Annotated in this window: 4 protein-coding genes; all 4 read left to right on the top strand. The window is 71.0% G+C overall.

Translation table 11 applies throughout. From position 1 onward, the window contains the following. Positions 1-921: Mu transposase domain-containing protein (locus tag WCS02_RS19130; RefSeq protein WP_422665437.1), on the top strand; the 921-nt coding region annotated here is incomplete at its 5' end. Beyond that, positions 918-1,748 (top strand): IS21-like element helper ATPase IstB, encoded by an 831-nt coding sequence (gene istB, locus WCS02_RS19125; RefSeq protein ID WP_340295875.1) that lies wholly within the window; start codon positions 918-920, stop codon positions 1,746-1,748. The genes WCS02_RS19130 and istB, both read left to right, overlap by 4 nt. 145 nt (positions 1,749-1,893) lie before the next feature. Further along, entirely contained in the window at positions 1,894-2,367 is a 474-nt protein-coding gene (locus WCS02_RS19120) for a flagellar protein FlhE (protein WP_340295874.1), read from the top strand. Positions 2,368-2,406: 39 nt separating this feature from the next. Continuing rightward, the gene (locus WCS02_RS19115) at positions 2,407-2,841 is read left to right on the top strand and encodes a hypothetical protein (RefSeq protein ID WP_340295873.1); all 435 of its coding nucleotides are present in this window, start codon (positions 2,407-2,409) and stop codon (positions 2,839-2,841) included. The last annotated feature ends 173 nt before the right edge of the window (positions 2,842-3,014 follow it).

Here is a 3,014-nt window from a genome sequence, read left to right as displayed (position 1 = left end):
TTCCGCCGCACCCACCTGGTCCCGGTCCCCAAGGTCGCCTCCATCGCCGAGCTCAACGCCCGCCTCGCCCGCTACGACAACCTCGACGACGACCGCCGGATCGCGAACCGGGTCCGGACCGTCGGGCAGGACTTCGCGCTCGAGCAGCCCCACCTGCGGCCGCTGCCGCGGGAGGCCTTCGAGGCCGGGCTGTCGTTGACGCCGCGGGTTGACCGCCACGCCCGGATCACGGTCCGTCAGTGCCACTACTCCGTCCCCGCACGCCTCGTCGGGCGTCGGGTCCGGGTGCTGCTGCGCGCGGACGAGCTGGTCGTCTTTGACGGGCGGGCGGAGGTGGCCCGCCACGAGCGGTCCACCGTCCGCGGGTCCGCGACGCTGCTGCTGGACCACTACCTGGAGGTCCTGGCCCACAAGCCGGGAGCCCTGCCCGGCGCGACCGCGCTGGTCCAGGCCCGGGCCTGCGGCGCGTTCACCAGCGCCCACGACGCGTTCTGGGCCGCGGCCCGCAGAGCCCACGGCGACGCTGCGGGGACCCGGGAGCTGGTGGAGGTCCTGCTGATGCACCGGCACCTGGCCGCGGTCGACGTCGTCGACGGCCTCACCGCGGCCCTCGGGGTCGGGGCGGTCCGAGCCGACGTCGTCGCCGTCGAGGCCCGCCGCATCGCCGACCAGCGACCCTCCGAAGGCACCTCGAACATGAGGGCCACGGCGGACGCCGACTCCGCACGGCTGCCAGCGGCGCGGGTCGCGTCGCTCACCGAGCGCCGCCTTGCCGATGCGACCGCCGTCATCGCGGGCTTGCCCCCGGACGCCCGGCCTACGCCCACGGTCACCGCCTACGACGAGCTCCTCACCCGCCGCCGCACCCCGCCCGCTGCCACCAACGCGGCGCGGGCGTCCTCGGAAGGACAGGTCTCATGACCACCAGCCCAACCGCACGACCTGCTGCGCCGCCGGCGGCGCCGGCCCTGCGGCGCCGCCGGGGCATGACGGACCAGGCCGCGGACGCCGCCGTCGAGCAGGCCTGCCGGGACCTGCGTCTACCCACGATCCGGGCCCGCGCCCAGGAGATGCTGACCGCGGCAGAGAAGGAGCAGCTGACCTACCGCGGGTTCCTCGCCGAGCTGCTGCTGGCCGAGTGCGACGACCGCGCCCGCCGCCGTTCGGCCCGCCGGGTCAAGGCCGCCGGGTTCCCCCGCGACAAGTGGGTCGGGGACTTCGACTTCGACGCCAACCCCAACGTCAACCCCGCCACCATCCACACCCTCGCCACCAGCGCCTGGGTCCGCGACGGGCACCCCCTCTGCCTCATCGGGGACTCCGGCACCGGCAAGTCCCACCTGCTCATCGGCCTGGGCACCGCGGCCGCCGAAGCCGGCTACCGCGTCAAGTACACCCTGGCCACGAAGCTGGTGAACGAGCTCGTCGAGGCCGCCGACGAGAAGGTCCTGGCCAAGACCATCGCCCGCTACGGCCGCGTCGACCTGCTCTGCATCGACGAGCTCGGCTACATGGCCCTGGACCGCCGCGGCGCCGAGCTCCTCTTCCAGGTCCTCACAGAACGCGAAGAGAAGAACAGCGTCGCCATCGCCAGCAACGAGTCCTTCTCCGGCTGGACCAAGACCTTCACCGACCCGCGCCTCTGCGCCGCCATCGTCGACCGGCTCACCTTCGGCGCCAACATCATCGAGACCGGCACCCAGTCCTACCGACTCGCCCACACCCTCGCCCACCAGGGCGCGCGCTGAGACCCAGCCCTGAGAGGGCGGCGCCTCGCGAGGCCTCAGTCAGCGCTTCCGGGAACTGGTCCTGTCGGGGACTCAAGGCGAGACCTTGATCGGCCGAAGGGGTGAGCGCCAGCCCGACAAACCGGACCATTCAGGGAGCCTCATCGTGATCAAGTCCATCCTCGCCCGAGCCGCCACGAGCCTCGGCCTCGTCCTCGCCACCGCCGCCCTGGTCGCCAGCCCCGCCCAGGCCGCGACCCAGTACAACGACGCCAAGTTCGTGGTCGCGCCGACCGTCTACCAGACGAACTTCTACTACAGCAGCCCCTCGGTGGCCTCCACCGTCACGCCCACCGGCACGATCAACCAGGTCGGGTACGCCTACTCCTTCAACAGCAGCATCCCCACCGGCACCACCATGCAGGTCGAGATCTGCAACGAGCCCAGCACCGGGGTCGCCCGGATCTGCACAGCCGTCACCGGTAACGGCGCGGGCGGCTGGACGTCCGCCTTCAACGGGCTGAGCAGCACGACGAAGTTCTACTACCGCTTCTACCTGTCGAGCCCGACCACGAAGGCCATCAACCCGCCTGTCTACGGCGCGAACAACCGCATCACCATCGGCTTCATCCAGCCCTGACTCCTGCCGATACGGCAGGCGATCGAAAGGAGCAAAACGATGCAGATCAGCAGCGCCACGCCGCCGTCCTACATCAACCGGGCAGGCAGCACCGCCGCCGCCCCCTCAGCCAGGGCCACCCCCTCGGGACCGACACACACCGAGGCCCTCGTTGGATCACTGACCGCGTCCGACCGCAGCTTCCTGCTCAACGCCTTCGGGATGACCGTGACAGCCCAGGGCGACACGATGACCTTCCATGAGACGGCAGGTCTCAGCGGCGAGGACGGTAAGGCTGCGTCCCAGCTGGCCTCCCAACTCATGGCCGACCGGCAGCGAGGGGCGATCGAGGGCGACGTCACCCCGGACTACTTCCACGCCCTTCTCATCCGCGCGGGTGACGACAGTGGGCAGGCGTTCCAAGACATGATCAGCAAGGCCCTGGACTACCTCACCAAGGGCAGCGCCGTGACCCGAGTCGACGCCCGGGCCTGATCTGAACCAGTGAGCCCGACCTCCGCCGCCGGGGGTCGGGGCTCACTGCTATCGACGCTCGTCGCCAGAGCGCAACTGCTACTAACCGGCCGCCAGGGAGCCACGGACCCAGTCTCCTTCGGTGGGGCCACTTCGAGGCGCCACCCTGGGGCCAGTTCGGGTTGACACACCCA

The sequence above is a fragment of the Aquipuribacter hungaricus genome (assembly GCF_037860755.1).
Lineage (GTDB): Bacteria > Actinomycetota > Actinomycetes > Actinomycetales > JBBAYJ01 > Aquipuribacter > Aquipuribacter hungaricus.
The sequence above is the reverse complement of the archived record's forward strand: the minus strand, read 5'-3'. Positions and strand labels throughout refer to the sequence as shown.